Origin of the sequence: Streptomyces sp. NBC_01334 (genome assembly GCF_035983595.1) — a bacterium.
Taxonomy (GTDB): domain Bacteria; phylum Actinomycetota; class Actinomycetes; order Streptomycetales; family Streptomycetaceae; genus Streptomyces; species Streptomyces coriariae.
This window is the reverse complement of the sequence record NZ_CP130718.1, coordinates 8,500,701-8,518,693: the sequence shown is the minus strand read 5'-3', so window position 1 is coordinate 8,518,693 and position 17,993 is coordinate 8,500,701. Positions and strand designations below refer to the sequence as shown.

The 17,993-nt window shown below is 71.3% G+C and carries 14 protein-coding genes and 1 pseudogene; 2 read left to right on the top strand and 13 right to left on the bottom strand.

What is annotated here, in order from left to right; translation table 11 throughout:
* Positions 1-139: 139 nt before the first annotated feature.
* Together OG736_RS37975 and OG736_RS47355 are read left to right on the top strand one after the other, a co-directional pair.
* Complete coding sequence (locus OG736_RS37975) at positions 140-514, top strand: STAS domain-containing protein (RefSeq protein ID WP_327186457.1); 375 nt, start codon at positions 140-142, stop codon at positions 512-514.
* A 117-nt stretch (positions 515-631) separates the two neighbouring features.
* Positions 632-937 (top strand): annotated as a pseudogene (locus OG736_RS47355) (hypothetical protein); the annotation flags it as partial.
* 379 nt (positions 938-1,316) lie between these two features.
* Here the strand turns inward: OG736_RS47355 and OG736_RS37970 are convergent.
* From OG736_RS37970 to argF, 13 genes are all read right to left on the bottom strand, one after another.
* Positions 1,317-1,814, bottom strand: a complete 498-nt coding sequence (locus OG736_RS37970) for a flavodoxin domain-containing protein (RefSeq protein ID WP_327186456.1) — start codon at positions 1,812-1,814, stop codon at positions 1,317-1,319.
* A gap of 16 nt (positions 1,815-1,830) precedes the next feature.
* Positions 1,831-2,562, bottom strand: coding sequence for a CBS domain-containing protein (locus tag OG736_RS37965; protein WP_327186455.1), 732 nt, complete (start codon positions 2,560-2,562; stop codon positions 1,831-1,833).
* Positions 2,563-2,575: 13 nt separating this feature from the next.
* A complete protein-coding gene (locus OG736_RS37960; RefSeq protein ID WP_327186454.1) occupies positions 2,576-5,269 on the bottom strand; it encodes a bifunctional acetate--CoA ligase family protein/GNAT family N-acetyltransferase in 2,694 nt (897 codons plus the stop codon).
* A gap of 144 nt (positions 5,270-5,413) precedes the next feature.
* Positions 5,414-7,798 carry a phosphoketolase family protein gene (locus OG736_RS37955; RefSeq protein ID WP_327186453.1) on the bottom strand — a complete coding sequence of 795 codons (2,385 nt, stop codon included), beginning with the start codon at positions 7,796-7,798 and terminating at the stop codon, positions 5,414-5,416.
* 44 nt (positions 7,799-7,842) lie between these two features.
* On the bottom strand, positions 7,843-8,724 hold the full coding sequence (locus OG736_RS37950; RefSeq protein WP_327186452.1) for a universal stress protein: 882 nt from the start codon (positions 8,722-8,724) through the stop codon (positions 7,843-7,845).
* On the bottom strand, positions 8,721-9,743 hold the full coding sequence (locus tag OG736_RS37945; protein ID WP_327186451.1) for a zinc-dependent alcohol dehydrogenase: 1,023 nt from the start codon (positions 9,741-9,743) through the stop codon (positions 8,721-8,723). Before OG736_RS37945 ends, OG736_RS37950 begins: the two co-directional genes overlap by 4 nt.
* 23 nt (positions 9,744-9,766) lie before the next feature.
* Complete coding sequence (locus OG736_RS37940) at positions 9,767-10,672, bottom strand: universal stress protein (protein WP_327186450.1); 906 nt, start codon at positions 10,670-10,672, stop codon at positions 9,767-9,769.
* Between the two features lie 152 nt (positions 10,673-10,824).
* Positions 10,825-11,463, bottom strand: coding sequence for a DoxX family membrane protein (locus tag OG736_RS37935; protein WP_327186449.1), 639 nt, complete (start codon positions 11,461-11,463; stop codon positions 10,825-10,827).
* A 389-nt stretch (positions 11,464-11,852) separates the two neighbouring features.
* Positions 11,853-12,764: a universal stress protein gene (locus OG736_RS37930; RefSeq protein WP_327186448.1), complete on the bottom strand. Its 912-nt coding sequence runs from the start codon at positions 12,762-12,764 to the stop codon at positions 11,853-11,855.
* Positions 12,765-12,926: 162 nt separating this feature from the next.
* Positions 12,927-13,655: a pyruvate formate-lyase-activating protein gene (gene pflA / locus OG736_RS37925; protein WP_327187820.1), complete on the bottom strand. Its 729-nt coding sequence runs from the start codon at positions 13,653-13,655 to the stop codon at positions 12,927-12,929.
* Between the two features lie 5 nt (positions 13,656-13,660).
* Positions 13,661-15,919, bottom strand: coding sequence for a formate C-acetyltransferase (pflB, locus tag OG736_RS37920; protein ID WP_327186447.1), 2,259 nt, complete (start codon positions 15,917-15,919; stop codon positions 13,661-13,663).
* A 139-nt stretch (positions 15,920-16,058) separates the two neighbouring features.
* Positions 16,059-16,982 (bottom strand): carbamate kinase, encoded by a 924-nt coding sequence (locus OG736_RS37915; protein WP_171395354.1) that lies wholly within the window; start codon positions 16,980-16,982, stop codon positions 16,059-16,061.
* A 4-nt stretch (positions 16,983-16,986) separates the two neighbouring features.
* Entirely contained in the window at positions 16,987-17,988 is a 1,002-nt protein-coding gene (gene argF, locus OG736_RS37910; protein WP_327186446.1) for an ornithine carbamoyltransferase, read from the bottom strand.
* Positions 17,989-17,993: the final 5 nt, after the last annotated feature.

The window sequence follows — 17,993 nt, the reverse complement described above, 5'->3', positions numbered from 1 at the left end:
GGCCGTCCGGCCCCCATGGCCTGCCGAACGGGTCCACCAGCGGTCGGCGGCCGGCAGGATCGGCGCGGTCCTGTCGGCCCCACGCGACAGGGACCGAACGGCCCTTCCCTCCACCCTGTCGGACGGCTTTGTTGATTCCATGGCCGAAATCCACACGAGGCCAGCGCCGTACCAAGCGGATCGCCGTGCCGCAGGCGCGACCGTCGTGACACTGCACGGTGAGATAGACCTCCTGGTCGTACAGCCGCTCAGGACGCGCCTTGACGCGCTCACCGCCGGCCCGCACCCCGATCTGGTGATCGACCTGCGTGGCGTGTCCTTCATCGACTGCGTCGGGCTGAGCGTCCTGTGCCGAACGCGCAACCGCGTCAGAGCGCGACGGGGTCGGCTGCGGCTGATCGCCGACAAGTCCTCCTTCCTCCGGATACTTCGATCCACCGGGCTGTCCGGCGTCTTCGACATTCGGCCCGAGATGCCGGATTCCTCGGGTGCCCTCGTGCCGCTGCCGGGCTGAAGGCCTCCGTCTGCCGGCGCGTCGGGGCCGAACGCCCCCCATGCGCCCCCGGTTCGGCCCATCCCTCGGCACGAACCCCGCTGTCGCCTTCGAAGGAGTCACGATGACGACGAAGAGGTGGAGGCGCGGACCCATGCACGGCAGCGCGTACGCGAGGAGCGGCTGTGGCGCTGGCGGAACAGCCCGCTGCGGCGGCGCGACGACATCATCGAAGCCTGGATCGTGCTCGCTGTCTGGACGGCCGTCATCGGGGGCGGCACCGTCGCAGGCCTGACGACGGCCCAGGCCGCGAACGAGGTGTTCACGGAACAGGGGGCCGAACGGCACGCGGTCCAAGCCGTGCTCCTGACCGACGTTCCTCGAACGATGACCGCGACTGTGCGCTCGGCCGATCGCACGACGGCGTCCGTGCGCTGGACGTCGCCCGACGGCGTCTCCCGGACCGGCAGGACTTCGGTGAGTACCGGTCACAAGGCCGGATCCGGTCACGGTCTGGCAGGACGGCCAGGGCCACCTGATCTCCGAGCCGACCGATCCCGCGACGGCCGCCATCGAGGCGGGCCTGCTCGGCGCCGCGGCGGCCCTCGCTCTCGCCGGACTGGCGTGCGGAGCGGGCGCGGCCGCACGGCGGCCGCTCGACCGGCGGCGCATCGATGCGTGGGGCCGGGAGCGGGACCTGGACGGACCTCGACGGAACCACGCGATTCCGGCGTCCGTGCCAGATCGCGGAACCGGTCGTCGGTTGGTCCTCGCGAGGCGTGCGCCTGCACGTCGTGCACGCCTGCTGCCTTGCATCACGCTCCTACGCCCGCGTCAGCTCGCGGGCCACGCCCGCTGCCCACGTTTCGATCGCGTCGAAGTTCCGGAAGTCGCCGCCCTTGCCGGAGCGGAGGATCATCCCGGCCACACGCCCCTTCGCGCCTTCCTCGAGGCAGCCACCGAAGGTGACGTGCTCCCGGACGGACAGGCGTGTCATCGCCCGCCTCACACCGCGCACGGGCGGGATGTCCCGTTCCGATGCCGATGCGTCCAGCGGGCCACTGCTGAAGAACCAGACCGGTCGCTCCGCGAGGAGATGGCGGTGGCGGCGGACGAAGCGGCGCGCGTTCTTCTGCCAGCGCCCGGCGTACAGCCCGCCGCCGACCACCACGGCGTCGTACGACGCCACGCTCGTCACGGCGTCTGCCGGCAGTGCGTCGACCGTCAGCCCGTCCTTGCGCAGTACCTCGGCGACCGCTTCGGCGATCTGCGCTGTCGACCCGTTCGTGGATCCGTAGGTGACCAGCACGGTGTCGGTCATGGCGGTGCGCCTCCTCTCACAGCCGGCCCGGCCGGTCGTCGGCCGCGCCGTGCGGCGCCTGCGCCTCGGCACGCAGGGCCGCGTCGTCCAGTCGGTAGGTGAGGTGGTCGACCACGTCGACGACGCCGACCGTGCGTCGGGTCATGGCGAGGGCGATCTCCGTCTCGGTCTTGCGCTCCATGTGTCCCGTGAGAGTGACGACACCGTCGGTGACGGTGACGTCGACGCTTCTGGGCGGCAGCCACAGCGCATGTATCAGTACGTCCTCGATCACCTCGCCTCGGATCTCCGCGTCCGGCCGCAGGAAGCCCCGGAGCAAGTCGCGCCGGGTGACGATGCCGAGGAGCCGCCCCTGCTCGTCCACGACGGGAAGTCTCTCCACCCGACGCCGGGTCATGGTCCGGGCTGCCTCGGCGATGGTGTCGTCGGCATGGACGGTGACGGGCGGTTCGGTCATGAGCCGGCCGGCTGTGCGGGCGTTCGCCTTCGCGGCCCGCCGCCTGGCGCCGGGCATCAGCACGTGGAACGCGGTGCGGCGCTGTGGCTCGTAGGGGTCGGGTGAGGCCGCCTGGTGCAGCATCAGGTCCGTTTCGGACAGGACGCCGATGACCTTGTCCTGCTCGTCCACCACCGGCAGTCCGCTGATCCGGTGGTCCGCGAGCCGGCGCGCCACCTCCTTGAACGGTGTGGCGTACCCGGCGCGGACGACATCCGTGGTCATCACGGAGCCGACCTTGTCGTGCCTCATGGCCGTTTCCTCCTCAGCGCAGTCGGCGCAGGTAGGGGTCCTGGGGGCGCCGCGGCAGAAGTCGCACCCGCGCGTCGAGCACGGTGACACCGCCGGGCGCCGCCAGAACCGGGTTGAAGTCGACCTCGGCGAGCTGCGGGAGGTCGGAGGCCATCCGGGACAACCGCTGGAGCAGCTGTTCCAGCTCCTCCAGGTCGACGGGGGCGCTGCCGTTCGCGCCCAGCAGCAGCGGGGCACACCGTGGCGAGGTGATCAGTTCGTGCACGTCGCGGTCGGTGAGCGGGGCGAGGCGGGCCGCGTGATCGGCGAGCACCTGCGTCGCGGTACCGCCGAGCCCGAACAGGACGAGCGGGCCGAAGACCTCGTCCTGGACGACGCCCGCGAACAGCTCTGTGCCGCGCGCGGCGAGCGGCTGTAGGACCACTCCGGTCATCAATCCGTCGAAGCGGGTCGCCAGGTCACGGAAGGCCGCTCGCACCTGGGAGTCGCCGCGCAGGTCGAGGTGGACGGCGTGCTGTGCGCTCTTGTGAACGAGTCCGGGCCACTGGGCCTTCATGACCACCCGGCCGTCGAGTCCGTGCAGCCGCTCGGCGGCCAGGACGGCCTCGTCCTCGGTCTCGGCCCATGCCCAGGGGATCTGCGGAATGCAGTAGCAGGCGAGCAGGTCGGCGCAGGCGCGGGGGTCGAGCCAGCCGCCGTCGGGTGTCAGCGCGAGGAACTCCTCGACGACCGTTCGGGCCCGCACGGTCTCGACGTCGTCGAGGACCGGGACCACACCGGCGGGCCTGGCCAGCCAGGAGGCCCGGTCGGCGGCGCGGGCGAGGGCACGGGCCGCGGCCTGCGGTTCGGCGTAGGAGGGGATCGTGCCGCCGTCGGCTGCGGGCAGCAGTCTGATAGACCGGTCCTGCTCCAGGCGTACGGCGAGCACGGGCATCGCCCGCCGGCCGGGAGCGGCGGTGACGGCCCGCACCAGGTCGTCACCGGTGGCCACCGCGACCGCCGTCGGGACGAGGGCCACGACGACGGCGTCGATACCGGTGCACCGGGTCAGACGGTCGACGCATTCGGTCAGCTGCTGCTCGGACACGGCGGCGGTGGCGTCGACGGGGTTGCCGATGGCGGCGCCGTCCGGCAGCACGCCGAGCAGTTCCTCGACCATGGCGGGGGTGAACGGGGGAACGGCCAGCCCCGCCTCCACGCAGGCGTCGGCTGCCAGCACTCCCGCGCCGCCCGCGTTGGTGACGATCGCGACGCGGGTGCCTTCCGGCAGCGGCTGGGAGTGCAGCAGGGCCGCGGTTTCGAGGAGCTCGCCGACCGAGCGGGTCGCGGTGATGCCGGCCTGGGTGAACAGCGCGCCGCGGGTCATGGTGCGGGTGGCGGCGGCAGCGGTGTGCGAGGCGGCCGCGCGACGCCCCGCGTCCGTGCGTCCGGTGTCGACGGTGAGCACCGGGATGCGACGCGTGACGCGGCGAGCGGTCCGGGAGAAGGCGCGCGGGTTGCCGAATGACTCCAGGTGCAGCAGCGCGAGGTCGGTGCGGCCGTCGCTCTCCCACCACTGCAGCAGATCGTTGCCGCTGACGTCGAACTTGTCGCCGAGCGAGACGAAGGACGAGACTCCGATGCCCAGCCGGGAGAGCCCGTCGAGCAGGGCGATGCCGACGCCTCCGGACTGCACGGCGACACCGGCCGTCCCGGGTCGGGGGTGTTCGGCGGCGAAGGTGGCGTCGAGGTTCAGCTCGGGGTCCGTGTTGGCGACGCCGAGGCAGTTGGGTCCGACGAGCCGCATGCCGTAGGTGCGGCAGGCGTCCAGCAGGGACCGCGCCTGGGTGTGGTCGAGTCCGGCGGTGACGACGACGAGCGCACGCACCCCGGCCCGGCCGCACTCGTCGGCGACTGCCGGGACCGCGCTGGCCGGCACTGCCACGATCACGAGGTCGGGGGTCTTGGGCAGGGCCGCGACGGACGGGTGGGACGGCACACCGAGCACCGAGGTGACGCGGGGGTTCACGGCGAAGAGCCGCCGGGTGAAGCCACCCTGGTGCAGATGGTGGAGGATCGCCCGGCCCACCGACCCCGGCGTGTGTCCGGCGCCGACGACCGCGACGGCGTCCGGGCGCAGCAACGGCAGGAGGCTGGCCACGTCGGCGGCACGGCCCCTGGCCTCGACGGCCGACAGGTAGGTGTCGTCCTGGTCGAGGTGGACGGTGCAGCGCACCTCCGGTCCCTCGAAGCGGCGGGAGGTGCGCAGGCCGAGGTCGGCGAAGAGACGGAGCACCTCGTGGTTCTCGCTCAGCGCGTCGGCCGTGAAGGTGGTGATGCCGTCCGCGTGCGCCGCCGAGACCAGGTGCTCGACGAGCAGGGTGCCCACACCCCGGTGGTGCAGACCGTCGGCAACGGCGATGGAGACCTCCGCGTCGTCCTTCTCCCCGGCGGTGTCGTACTCGGCGAGGCCGATCACCCGGCCGTCCGCCTCGGCCATCAGGGCCCGGTAGCCCGGACGGGTCGGGGCGCAGGCCCGGTCGGCGGCCATGGCGGCCGACCGTCGGCTCGCCGAGAAGAACCGCAGGCGGAGGTTGTCCGCCGACATCTCCTCGTAGAACCCTTGCAGCTGGCCGTGGTCACTCGGCCGCACGGGCCGTATGCACACGGTGGTGCCGTCGGCGAGCAGGGCGTGAACCGTGGGCCGGTCGATCAGGTCGTCCGTCATCGCAGGTCTCCTCCATGGCTCTCGACACTTCGATCGTCCGGCAGACCGGAGGGCGGTCCCATGGGCTGTCCGGGGCGGAACGGGGGGCCGATCGGCCCCCCCGTTCCGCTGATGGTCCCGGGGCGGTCGGCGTCGTCAGGCCCGTCAGGCCGTCCATGTCCAGTCGGCGACCTCGGGCAGGTCGGTGCCGTGCTCCCGGATCCAGGCCTGGTGACGGGTGCGGGCGTCGGCCATCCGCTGGCGTACCGCGGCGGCCCGCACGGCGAGGCCGGGGACCCGGTCGATGACGTCCATGACCAGGCGGTAGCGGTCCAGGTCGTTGCGGACGACCATGTCGAACGGCGTCGTCGTCGTGCCGGACTCCTTGTAGCCGCGCACGTGAAGGTTCCTGTGCCCGGTGCGGCGGTAGGCGAGGCGGTGGATCAGCCACGGGTACCCGTGGTAGGCGAAGATCACCGGCTTGTCGGTGGTGAACAGTCCGTCGTACTCGAAGTCGCTCATCCCGTGCGGGTGTTCCTCGCGCGGCAGCAGCCGGGTCATGTCGACGACGTTGACCACGCGCACGGCCAGGTCGGGCAGATGCCGGCGGAGCAGCTGCGCGGCGGCCAGCACCTCCAGGGTGGGCACGTCGCCCGCGCAGGCGAGGACCACGTCGGGTTCGCGGGTGCCGTTGTCGGTGCCGGCCCACTCCCAGATGCCGGCCCCGCGGGCGCAGTGGGCCCGGGCGGCGTCCATGGAGAGCCAGTCGAAGCAGGGCTGCTTGCCCGCCACGATGACGTTGACGTAGTCGCGGCTGCGCAGGGCGTGGTCCGCGACCGACAGGAGCGTGTTGGCGTCCGGCGGGAGGTAGACGCGGACGACCTCGGGGCTCTTGTTGAGGACGTGGTCGACGAAGCCGGGATCCTGGTGGGAGAAGCCGTTGTGGTCCTGGCGCCAGACGTGCGAGGTGAGCAGGTAGTTGAGGGAGGCGATGGGCGCGCGCCAGGGCAGCTCCCTCGACGTCTTGAGCCACTTGATGTGCTGGTTGACCATCGAGTCGACGATGTGCACGAACGCCTCGTAGCAGGAGAACAAGCCGTGCCGGCCGGTCAGGAGATAGCCCTCCAGCCAGCCCTGGCAGGTGTGTTCGGACAGGATCTCCATCACCCGGCCGTGGTGCTCGAGGTGCTCGTCGACCGGCAGGTGTTCGGCCTGCCACGCCTTTCCGCTGACGTCGAAGACGGCCTGAAGCCGGTTGGACGCGGTCTCGTCCGGGCCGACGAGACGGAAGTCCCGTCGCTCACCGGTGTCCTTCATCACCCGGGCGAGGAGGTCGCCGAGAACGCGGGTCGGTTCGTGCAGGGTGGTGCCCGGCTTGTCGACGGGTACGGCGAAGTCGTCGATCGGGGGGACGGGCAGGTCGCGCACGAGCAGGCCGCCGTTGGCGTGCGGCGTGGCGCCGAGCCGCTGGGCGCCGTCGGGGACACAGGCGAGGACGTCGGCAGTGGGACGGCCGTCGGGCCCGAAGAGTTCCCGGGGCCGGTACGAGCGCAGCCACGCCTCCAGCTGCCGCAGGTGCTCCGGATTCTCACGGACCCCGGACAGAGGCACCTGGTGGGCGCGCCAGGTGCCCTCGACGGGTTCGCCGTCCACCACGGCCGGTCCCGTCCAGCCCTTCGGGGTGCGCAGCACGATCATGGGCCAGTGCACGCGCTCGGTGACACCGCCCTCGCGGGCGGTGCCCTGCATGACGGCGATGCGGTCGAGTGCGTCGTCCATCGCCGCGGCCATGGCCCGGTGGACCTTGGCGGGGTCGTCGCCGGTGACGTGGATCGGGTCGTGGCCGTAGCCGCGCAGCAGCTCGTCGAGTTCGGCCTCCGGGATGCGGGAGAGCACCGTCGGGTTGGCGATCTTGTAGCCGTTGAGGTGCAGGATGGGCAGGACCGCGCCGTCGTGGACGGGGTCGAGGAACTTGTTGGAGTGCCAGGCGGCGGCCAGCGGCCCGGTCTCCGCCTCGCCGTCGCCGATCACGCAGGCGACGAGGAGGTCCGGGTTGTCGAAGGCGGCGCCGTAGGCGTGGGCCAGCGAGTAGCCGAGCTCGCCGCCCTCGTGGATCGAACCGGGCGTCTCCGGGGCGACGTGACTGGGCACGCCACCGGGGAACGAGAACTGGCGGAACAGCCGGGCCATGCCGTCCTCGTCGCGCGTCACGTCCGGGTAGGTCTCGGTGTAGCTGCCCTCCAGCCAGGAGTTGGCGAGGATCGAGGGACCGCCGTGGCCCGGACCCCATACGCACAGCGCGTCGAGCCCTCGGGCCTTGATCACCCGGTTGAGGTGCGTGTGGACGAGGTTGAGACCGGGCGAGGTGCCCCAGTGCCCGAGCAGCCGCGGCTTGATGTGCTCGGGCCGCAGCGGCTCCCGCAGCAGAGGGTTCGCCATCAGGTAGATCTGTCCGGCGGCCAGGTAGTTGGCGGCGCGCCAGTGTGCGTCCAGAGTGCGCAGCTCTTCGTCGGTGGGTGCGGTGGCGTCCTGGTGCCGGACGGTGGGCATGGTGACTCCCGAGGCGTCGAGTGGTCGGTCGGGTCGTTCGGCGCTCACGCCTGCTCGGGCACAATCGCGACAGGGCAGGCGGCGTGATGCAGGACTCCGTGGGCGACACGGCCGAGCTGTAGCCCGAGGTGTCCGGGGTTGCGCCGGGCGCCGACCACCAGCAGGCCGGCGTCGTGCGAGGCGTCGAGCAGGACTCTGCGGGCGGGTCCCTCGACGGTGCGTCGGTGCAGTTCGACGTCCGTCGGGGCGTCCTTCAGGGCCTCTTCCAGAGCTTCGGCGGCGTGTTCCTCGTGCAGTCGCGCCGGCTCGCCGGCGAGGAGAGGGTGGTCCACGCCCTCGTGTGCGGGGCACCGCCACGCGCGCACGGCGTCCAGGGGTGCGGCGCGCAGCCTCGCCTCCTGGAAGGCGAAGCCCGTCGCCGCGGAGTCCTTCCCCGTCTCCCCCACGCCGAGCACCACGCGCCCTCGCGACTCCGCGCCCACCCGGTTGTCGTGGCTGCCGCGCAGCACGATCACCGGACAGTCCGCGTGTGCGGCCACGGTGAGGCTGACGGACCCGAGCAGCATCTCGACGAGGCCGCTGCGGCCCCGGCTGCCGAGCACCAGCGCGCAGGCATGGCGCCCTTCCCGCACCAGCGCGTATTCCGGCTCCTCGGGCAGCACGTCCGCGGAAACCTTCAGGTCCGGTCGACGGTGGAGGGCACGCCGTGCGGCGGCCTCCACGATGTCGTCCGCCCTCACCTCCTCCGGCGGCTTGGCGACGTCCGCGGCGAGCGCGCTGCCCTCGTAGCGCTCCCAGAGGGAGGCGTACACCACCTTCAGCGCCACTCCGCGCAGAGCTGCTTCGTCGGCCGCCCAGTCGACGGCGCGCAGGCTCGGCTCGGAGCCGTCCACGCCGACGACCAAGGGCAGTCCCGCCGCCTTCACCGCTGCGCTCCGAGGTCGAAGACGATGCGTGCCTTGACGTGGCCGCGCAGTACCTCGTCGATGGACTCGTTCACCGAGGCCAGGGGTCGGGTCTCGTAGACGACCTTGGTGCGGCCGGCCGCGTGCAGTTGGAAGACCTCGGCGAGGTCCTGCCGGGTGCCGACGATCGAGCCGATCACCGAGGTGCCGTTGAGAACGGTGTCGAAGATGGGCACGCGGACCGTGCCGTGCGCGGGCAGGGCCACCATGACCAGCTTGCCGCCGCGCCGCAGCCCGGAGTTGACGGCTTCGAAGGCCGCGTCGTTCACCGCGAGCGCGATGGCGGTGTGGGCGCCGCCGTGCCGCTTGAGCACCTCGCCGACGTTCTCCTTGCGGGCGTCGATGACGATGTCCGCGCCGAGTTCCGCGGCCAGCCGGAGCTTCTCGTCGGTGACGTCGATCGCGGCGACCGTGGCGCCCGCGATCTTCGCGTACTGCACGGCCAGATGGCCGAGCCCGCCGATCCCGGAGATCGCGACGAGCTGAGCGGGCCTGACGTCGGCGACCTTCAGCGCCTTGTACGTCGTCACGCCCGCACAGGTCAGCGGGGCGGCTTCCAGGGCGCTGATCCCGTCGGGTACGGGCTGGGCGAAGTCGGCCCAGGCGAGCATCTTCTCGGCGTAACCGCCGTCGCAGCCGTAGCCGGTGTTGATCTGCTGCTCGCACAGGGTCTCCCAGCCGGACAGGCAGTGCTCGCACCGCCCGCACGCCCTGCCGAGCCACGGCACGGCGACGCGCTGCCCGACGGTGAGATGGGTGACGCCTTCGCCGAGCGCCTCCACCAGGCCGACACCCTCGTGCCCGGGAACGAACGGCGGGTTCGGCTTGACCGGCCAGTCGCCGTGGGCCGCGTGGATGTCGGTGTGGCACAGCCCGGACGCCTCCACCCGGACGCGGACCTGGCCGGGGCCGGGCTCCGGGTCGGGTCGCTCCTCGATGACCAGGGGCTCGCCGAACGCGCGTACGACCGCTGCCTTCATGGGTCTCTTCTCCTCAGGGTGAATCAGCTGTGCGGGACGACGGCGACGGGGGCGGTGGAGTGGTGCAGGACCGCGTGGGTGACGTGCCCGACGTGGGCGCCGAAGGAGCTGCGGCGGATGCGCCGGCCCACGACGACCAGGGATGCGTGACGGGAGGCCTCCACGACGTGGATCGCGGGGCTGCCGTAGCGGGACTGCTCGACGACCTCCACGTCCGGGAACTTCTTCCGCCAGGGGGCCACGGCCTCGGCCAGCGCCTCGGCATCACTCAGGGCCAGTGCCTCGTGCAGTGCGGGGTTGGCTGGTGTGCCGTACGCGTAGTAGGGCGGCGGGTTCCAGCCGTGGACGACCCTCAGGGACGTCGCGCGGCGCCTGGCGGCGTCGAAGGCGAACTCGATCAGCGTCTCGTCCGGGTGCTCGACGTCGAGTCCGAGCACCACCGGCCGGAACGGGGTCGCGGCGGACGGAACGCCTGCCGGGTCCGGCTCGTGCTCGTCGGCGGCCTGCTCCAGCGCCCGTACCAGCACCACGGGGCGGTCCGTGTGGGCGACGACGGACAAGCCGACCGAGCCGACCATGAACCCGCCGATCCCGCCGAAACCACGAGAGCCCAGGACCAGCAGTTCGGCACTCTTCGCCACCTCGGCCAGCGCATGGCCCGGGTGTCCGGAGAGCTGCTCCCTGATCACCTCGACGCCCGGGTGCCGCAGACCGATGCCCTCGGCGGCCTCGCGGGGAATCCGCTCGGTCCAGTGCTGCTGGGTCTCGGCTCCGAGGAGCGGGGCCTCGGCCATGGGCTCCGGCACCGGCTCCCAGACGTGGACGATCTTCAGGGGCAGGTCGCGCAGCTTTGCTTCGCGAGCCGCCCATTCGGCGGCTGCCCGGCTCTCCTGCGAGCCGTCGAGACCTACGGTGATGGTGCGGAGCATGATCTCCACCTCCTGGGGCGAGGGATCCGATTCCAGCATCGTCTTAGGGGGGTTCGTTGTGCAGGGGCCACTGGTCCCGGATCGGGACCGGACGGCCCAGGAGAGGGCTCGGCGCGGTGGGCCGGGTGACGGGCCCACCGCGCCGCCGGTGTTCAGCGCAGCCAGCCGTGGTCGCGCACCATCGGCAGCCGGGCCCAGAGCCGACCCGCGCCGAGGGTGTCGCCTGCCGCGGTGGCGGCCAGGACGATCAGGGCGACGGCGTAGATCAGGTGGTAGTCGGCGAACGGGTTCGTCGACATGCTCAGCGAGCCGTCCGAGATGTGCCGCGCGGGCGGCCACTCGGCGACCCACATCAGGATCATCATCGCGGTCCCGGCGACGGCGGCGATCCGCAGCGCGACACCGAGGACAAGCGCGAGGCCGATCCCGAGCAGACCGAGCATGAACAGCCAGTTCGCCCACGGGTCGCCGGCCCAGGAGTGGAAGGTGGACTCCATCGGCCCGACGGCGACGGAGCCGAGGAAGCCCTTCGTCGGCGATCCGCCGTCGATCCAGCCCTTGCCGGACGGAGTCGCGTAGCCGAGGCCGAAGGTCTTGTCGAGGAAGGCCCACAGGAAGACGAACCCGGTGAGCAGGCGCAGGGAGGCGAGGACGTAGGCCCGCACGGTGTGCGTGCCGGTGTCTGACGACACTGCCGACTCGGCGGACTCGGATGCGGTGGCGGTCCGGTTGCTGCGCAGTGACGGCAGGTGGAAGCCGGTGCTCCGGTGCGGGTGCTCGTGCACGGACATGGTGGGTTTCCCTTCGAAGACGGTCGGGTCGTTGTCTGACGTGACTCACTCTGGCCCTGTGCACCGGACGGCGCCGGATGCCGAAGGTCCGCGACCATGGGGCTGAACGGCCCTGTCTTGAGGGGCTGTTGGGCATCGACACGGCACGCCCGACACACGGAGTGCGCCGGGGCCTCGGGCACCTCTCCTCGACGAACCGTGCCGCGAACTCGCCCGGCACGAAGTCGTGTTCGCCCTCACCCGTGTGACGCAGCGCCTGCGGGACGACTCGGACGCACACGGCCTGCCTGACGGAGTCAGCGGGCGGGGACTGATCTTCCCTGCCCCGCCCACTGCCGTGGACGCGTACCGGAGGTGGTGCGGCGAGCGGTGGACACCCGGCCCCGGGGTCAGTCGTGCGGCACCACCGCGACCGGTGCGGAGGCGTGTTGCAGCACGGCGTGTGTCACCGGGCCGACGCGGCCGCCGACCGCCGCACGGCGGTTCTTGCGGCCGACGACGACGAGCGCCGCGTCCCGCGAGGCGTGCACGAGATGACGGCCGGCGCCACCGATCACGGCCTGCTCATGCAGTTTGACCCCGGGGAACCTGTCCTTCCACGGCCGTAGGACGTCGCTCAGCCCGTTCCGTGTTTCCTCGGCCAGCTCTTCGTTGAGTCCCGCGTCCACGGCGGCGGCGTAGCCGTAGACGGCGGCCGGGTTCCAGCCATGGACCACGCGCAGGCCGGCCGCGCGCTGCTGAGCGGCCCTGAAGGCGAACTCGATGACGGTATCGCTCGGCTGTTCCAGGTCCAGCCCCAGCACCACGTCACGGTACGGAGTGGTGGTCACCCCGGCGCCCGCGGCGTCCGGCAGGTGCTCGTCCGCTGCGTGCTCAGTGGCCCGAACGAGGACGACGGGTCGTACGGTACGCGCCACGACGGCCTGTGCCACGGAGCCGACCAGGAACCCGGCGACGGTACCCAGGCCCCGGGACCCCAGGACCAGCAGATCGCTGTCCGCGGCGGCGGCCAGCAGTGCGGGGACGGCCTGGTCTCCGGTGAGCCGGCTGGTGATCAGCAGACCGGGGTGGCGCCGCGCGAGCCGGGACTCGGCCTTGCGCAGCAGATCCGCGGCCCACTCGTGTTGCCCGTCGATCGCGCCGAGCGACGGAACGCCACCGAACGGCGCGTAGGGAGGGGGCGGGTCCTCGGCATGAACGAGGTGCAGGAGCGCCTCTCGCTGTACCGCTTCCCGAGCCGCCCAGTCTGCGGCGGCGAGACTTGCGAGCGAGCCGTCGAGACCGACGGTGATGGTGGGCATGTGCGGACCTCCTTGGGGGATGCACCGTAAGTCTCCGAGCCCCGTGATCCGAGGCAGAAGAGGCCGGAGGGGCCCTCCTGAGGGCCGACCGGCCCACGAGAGGGGCGAACGCCCCGCGTCCACAGGGTGGCGGCGGGGTCGCGCGGAGAGGCGGGTGCCGGCTCACACCGCCCGCACCCCGTGCTCGCGGAACTGTGCACGGACCCGCTGGACGAGGTCCCGGTCGGGCGTCGGGGTGTCCTTGAGCGGGAAGGGGATCCCGAGGGCCTCGTACTTGTGGCTGCCGAGATTGTGGAAGGGCAGGACGTCGACCCGGTCGACGTTGCCCAGCCCGCCCAGAAACGCGCCCAGGCCGTCGACGGCGGTCTCGTCGTCGGTCCAGCCGGGGACCAGGACGTAACGGATCCACACGGGGACGCCGAGCCGGTCCAGGCGAGTGGCGAAGTTGAGGGTGGGGGCCAGCTCACCGCCGGTCAGCTTGCGATACGTGCCGATGTCGAAGGACTTGATGTCCAGGAGCACCAGGTCGGTGTCGGCGAGGAGCGTGTCGTCGGCACGGACGCCGAGAAAGCCGGAGGTGTCGAGGGCGGTGTGCAGCCCGAGTTCCTTGCAGCGATGGAGCACGGCAGCGGTGAAGGCGGACTGGAGAAGGGGCTCGCCACCGGTGAGAGTGACTCCGCCGCCTGCCGTCGTGACGAAGGCCCGGTACTTCTCGATCTCGGCCATCACCTCCTCCACCGTGGTCTCCCGGCCGTCGCGCATGTGCCAGGTGTCGGGGTTGGCGCAGTACAGGCAGCGCAACGAGCAGCCGCTGACGAAGAGCACGAACCGGGTCCCGGGACCGTCCACGCCGGTGGAGAGGTCCCAGGAGTGGATCCGGCCCTTGATCATCGTGCTCACAGCGAACCGTGGAAGGTGCGGCTGATCACGTCGAGCTGCTGTTCACGGGTCAGCCGGACGAAGTTGACGGCGTATCCGGAGACCCGGACCGTCAGCTCCGGATACTTCTCCGGGTGCTCCATGGCGTCCTCCAGGGTCGCCCGGTCCAGGACGTTGACGTTCATGTGGAAGCCGCCAGAGGACATGTACGCGTCCAGGATCCCGGCCAGGTGATCCGCGCGCTCGTCCGGGTCGTGACCCAGGCCTTCCGGAGTGATCGTCGTGGTCAGCGAGATCCCGTCCCGCGCCTGTTCGTACGGCAGCTTGGCGACGGAGAGGGCGGAGGCGGCCACGCCGTGGCGGTCGCGCCCGTTCATCGGGTTGGCGCCGGGCGCGAAGGGCGCGCCGGCCCTCCGGCCGTCGGGGGTGTTGCCGGTGTGCTTGCCGTAGACGACGTTCGAGGTGATGGTCAGTACCGACTGGGTGTGTTCGGCGTCCCGGTAGGTGGGGTGCTTGCGGACCTTGGCCATGAAGGACTCCACGAGGCCGACGGCGATGCTGTCGGCGCGGTCGTCGTTGTTGCCGTAGGCCGGGAACTCCCCCTCGGTGCGGAAATCGACGGCGAGACCGGTGGCGTCGCGGAACACCTTCACCCGCGCGTGCTTGACGGCGGACAGGCTGTCGGCGGCGACCGAGAGTCCGGCGATCCCGCAGGCCATGAACCGGTGCACCGGATGATCGTGCAGGGCCATCTCGATGCGCTCATAGGCGTACTTGTCGTGCATGAAGTGGATGACGTTGAGGGTGTTGACGTATGTCTCCGCCAGCCAGTCCAGGACGCGGTCGTACGCCGCCGACAGCTCGGCGAAGTCCAGGTACTCACCCGTCAGCGCAGGTGCCTCGGGGGCGACCTGTTCGCCGGTCATCTCGTCCCGGCCGCCGTTGACGGCGTACAGCAGTGCCTTGGCGAGGTTGACCCGCGCCCCGAAGAACTGCATCTGCTTGCCGACGGCCATCGCCGAGACACAGCAGGCGATCGCGGTGTCGTCGCCCGTGCGCGGGCGCATGAGGTCGTCGGACTCGTACTGGATCGCGCTGGTGTCGATGGAGACCTGGGCGCAGAACTTCTTGAAGCCGGCGGGGAGTCGCGGCGACCACAGCACGGTCAGATTGGGCTCGGGGGCCGGACCGAGGTTGTACAGGGTCTGAAGGAAACGGAAGGAGGTGCGGGTGACCAGCGTGCGGCCGTCGTCGCCGATGCCGCCGATGGACTCCGTCACCCAGGTGGGGTCGCCGGAGAACAGCGCGTCGTACTCGGGGGTGCGCAGGAACCGCACGATCCGCAGCTTGATCACGAAGTCGTCGATCAGTTCCTGGGCACGCGTCTCGTCGATGAGCCCCGCGACCAGGTCCCGCTGGAGGTAGACGTCCAGGAAGGTGGAGGTGCGGCCCAGCGACATGGCGGCGCCGTTCTGCTCCTTCACCGCGGCCAGGAAGCCGAGGTAGAGCCATTGCACGGCCTCGTGGGCGGTGGCGGCGGGCCGGGAGACGTCGCAGCCGTAGGTGGTCGCCATCTCCGCCAGTTCCCTCAACGCCCTCATCTGCTCGGCGAGTTCCTCGCGATCACGGATGACGTCCGAGGTGGAGGGCTGTGTGTCCAGCAGGGCCTTCTCGGCCTGCTTGGCCTCGATCAGCCGGTCGGTGCCGTACAGGGCGACCCGCCGGTAGTCGCCGATGATCCGGCCACGGCCGTAGGCGTCCGGCAGGCCGGTGATGATGCCCACCTTGCGTGCGGTGCGCATTTCGGGAGTGTAGGCGTCGAAGACACCGTCGTTGTGGGTCTTGCGGTAGGTTCCGAAGACCCGGGTGACAAAGGGATCTGCCTGGTAGCCGTACGCCTTCAGCCCGTTCTCGACCATCCGCAGGCCGCCGTTGGGCATGATGGCCCGCCGCAGCGGGGCATCGGTCTGGAGGCCGACGATCAGCTCGCGGTCACGGTCGATGAAGCCCGGCCGGTGCGAGGTGATCGTGGACGGATTACCCGGGTCGGCATCGAGGATGCCCCGGCGCCGCTCCTCGGGAAACAAGGAGCTCACCTTCTCCCACACCGCGCGCGTGCGCTCGGTGTGGCCGGCCAGGAAGGCCGCGTCACCCTCGTACGGCGTGTAGTTCGCCTGGATGAAGTCGCGGACGTCCATCCGCTCGCGCCAGCCTGCGCCGGCGAAGTCCCGCCACGCCTGCGGCGTCCGGGGTCCAGCCGTCACCGTTACCGTCATCGCCGGTCTCTCCTCGGTCCGCACGGTTGCTCCTTCTGTACTGCCGATCCTTCTCGTCGGCCCCGGCTGCCGGGAGGGTCCGTCGGCACACCTGCGGGCGGCCACCGGCCCTCACGCCCGGGCCGATCGGCCCTTCGTCTCAGCCCGCCGCCATCTCGGGGCGGACGAGCGTGCCCGATCGGCCGTGGACGATCTCGTACGCCGCGTCCAGGGCGCCGATCGCGGCCAGTCCCCCCGTGCGTTCCACGAACCGGGCGCACGCCTCGGCCTTGGGGCCCATCGAGCCTTCGGGAAGGCTCCTTCGCCGCAGCTCGGCGGGGGTGGCGTCGAGTACGGGCTGCTGGGCCGGTGTGCCGTAGTCCTCGTACACGCAGGGGACGTCGGTGAGGACGAGCAGGAAGTCGGCCTTGAGGTCCTCGGCGAGCAGCGCGGCCGTGAGGTCCTTGTCCACGACGGCCTCGACCCCGGTCAGCGCCCCGGTGACCTTGTCGGCGGTGACGGGAACGCCTCCCCCGCCGGCGCAGATCACCAGAGCTCCGCCGTTCAGCAGTTCGTGGACCGTGTCGGTCTCCAGGATCCGTTCCGGTACCGGGGAGGGCACCACGCGGCGCCAGCCGCCGGTGTCCCGGGCGATGTGCCAGCCCCGCTTGCGCGCCAGGGACCGAGCCGCCTCCCGGGAGTAGGTCTGTCCCACGAATTTCGTGGGTCGTGCGAAGGCCGGATCGTCGGCCCGTACGAGAGTGTGGGTGACGAGCGTGGCGATCCGGCGGCCGGGCAGGGCGTCGTGCAGGGTGCAGGCCAGCAGGGAGCCGATCATCCCCTGGGTCTGGGCGCCGAGCAGGTGCAGCGGATAGGGGGCGCTGAGGGCGGGGTCGGACGCGCTTTCCATGGCGAGCAGGCCGATCTGGGGGCCGTTGCCGTGGGTGAGGACGACCTCGTGCTCGTGTGCCAGAGCCGCAAGGGCGGTGGCCACCCGGTCGATGTTCGCCTGCTGGACGGCGGCGTCGGGGCGCTCGCCGCGGTGGAGCAGGGCGTTGCCGCCGAGGGCGACGACGATACGCATGGCTTCAGCCCTCCAGGGTGGCCACAAGCACGGCCTTGATGGTGTGCAGCCGGTTCTCGGCCTGGTCGAAGACGATCGACGCGGGCGAGGAGAAGACATCGTCGGTGACTTCCAGTCCGTCCAGGCCGTAGGCGTCGAAGAGGTCCTGCCCGAGGCGGGTACGGCGGTCGTGCAGGGCCGGCAGGCAGTGCATGAACTTCACGTCCGGGTTGCCGGTGGCGGCCAGCGTCTTGTCGTTGACCTGGTACGGCAGCAGCAGCTTGATCCGCTCCCGCCAGGTCTCGGCGGGCTCGCCCATGGAGACCCAGACGTCGGTGTGCAGGAAGTCGGCGCCGCGAACGCCCGTCTCGACGTCCTCGGTGAGGGTGATCCGGGCGCCGCTGTGCTCGGCGAGTTCTCGGCACCTGGTCACCAGCGCCGGGTCCGGCCAGAGGCGGGCGGGCGCGGCGATCCGTACATCCATGCCGAGCAGGGCGCCCATGGACAGCAGGGAGTTGCCCATGTTGTTGCGGGCGTCGCCGAGGTAGCAGTAGCCGATGTCAGGCACCGGCTTGAGGCTGTGTTCGCGCATGGTGAGGACGTCGCACAGGCTCTGGGTGGGGTGCGCGGTGTCGGTCAGGCCGTTGTAGACCGGGACCCCGGAGTGGGCGGCCAACTCGGTGACCAGCGAGTGGGCCGAGCCCCGGTACTCGATGGCGTCGAACATACGACCGAGCACACGGGCGGTGTCGGCGATGGACTCCTTGACGCCGACATGGGTGTCGCGGGGGCCCAGGTAGGTGGTGGCGACGCCCTGATCGGCGGCGGCGACCTCGAAGGCACAGCGGGTGCGGGTGGAGGTCTTCTCGAAGATCAGCGCAAGGTGCCTGCCGGTGAGCCGGGGCCGCTCGGTACCGGCACGCCTGGCCGCCTTGAGGTCGGCTGCGAGGTCGAGGAGATGGTGGATCTCGCGGGCGGTGAAGTCGAGTTCGCTCAGGCAGGAGCGGCCTCGGAGGTCGACGGTCATGGTGG

Coding starts and splice junctions, on each gene's coding strand:
- OG736_RS37975 (WP_327186457.1), top strand. CDS start 140: ATGGCCGAAATCCACACGAGGCCAGCGCCGTACCAAGCGGATCGCCGT.
- OG736_RS37970 (WP_327186456.1), bottom strand. CDS start 1,814: ATGACCGACACCGTGCTGGTCACCTACGGATCCACGAACGGGTCGACA.
- OG736_RS37965 (WP_327186455.1), bottom strand. CDS start 2,562: ATGAGGCACGACAAGGTCGGCTCCGTGATGACCACGGATGTCGTCCGC.
- OG736_RS37960 (WP_327186454.1), bottom strand. CDS start 5,269: ATGACGGACGACCTGATCGACCGGCCCACGGTTCACGCCCTGCTCGCC.
- OG736_RS37955 (WP_327186453.1), bottom strand. CDS start 7,798: ATGCCCACCGTCCGGCACCAGGACGCCACCGCACCCACCGACGAAGAG.
- OG736_RS37945 (WP_327186451.1), bottom strand. CDS start 9,743: ATGAAGGCAGCGGTCGTACGCGCGTTCGGCGAGCCCCTGGTCATCGAG.
- OG736_RS37940 (WP_327186450.1), bottom strand. CDS start 10,672: ATGCTCCGCACCATCACCGTAGGTCTCGACGGCTCGCAGGAGAGCCGG.
- OG736_RS37935 (WP_327186449.1), bottom strand. CDS start 11,463: ATGTCCGTGCACGAGCACCCGCACCGGAGCACCGGCTTCCACCTGCCG.
- OG736_RS37930 (WP_327186448.1), bottom strand. CDS start 12,764: ATGCCCACCATCACCGTCGGTCTCGACGGCTCGCTCGCAAGTCTCGCC.
- pflA (WP_327187820.1), bottom strand. CDS start 13,655: ATGATCAAGGGCCGGATCCACTCCTGGGACCTCTCCACCGGCGTGGAC.
- pflB (WP_327186447.1), bottom strand. CDS start 15,919: ATGACGGTAACGGTGACGGCTGGACCCCGGACGCCGCAGGCGTGGCGG.
- OG736_RS37915 (WP_171395354.1), bottom strand. CDS start 16,982: ATGCGTATCGTCGTCGCCCTCGGCGGCAACGCCCTGCTCCACCGCGGC.
- argF (WP_327186446.1), bottom strand. CDS start 17,988: ATGACCGTCGACCTCCGAGGCCGCTCCTGCCTGAGCGAACTCGACTTC.